Genomic DNA, 224 nt, shown 5'->3' with positions numbered 1-224 from the left:
AGGTTGCCGCGCACTTCGCCGCCCTGCGGGATACGCGCCAGCACGAATGGCACCGGCTTGCCGCCGATGACCAGCACGCGCTTGTCGCCCTTTTCGATGGCGGGAATGAATTTCTGCGCCATGATGGTGTGGCGGCCATTGCCGGTGAGCGTCTCGATGATCGAGCCCAGGTTCAGCCCATCGCTCTTGACGCGGAAGATGCCGGCGCCGCCCATGCCGTCCAG

1 pseudogene is annotated in these 224 nt (G+C 65.6%); it reads right to left on the bottom strand.

The window, feature by feature from the left end:
* Nucleotides 1-224 (bottom strand): annotated as a pseudogene (locus MJ643_RS31340) (glutathione synthase); the annotation flags it as partial.

Origin of the sequence: Pseudomonas sp. PNPG3 (assembly GCF_023093815.1) — a bacterium.
Taxonomy (GTDB): Bacteria; Pseudomonadota; Gammaproteobacteria; order Pseudomonadales; family Pseudomonadaceae; genus Aquipseudomonas; species Aquipseudomonas asiatica.
Note: the sequence above shows the minus strand (reverse complement) of the source record. Positions and strands in the feature narration are given on the sequence as shown.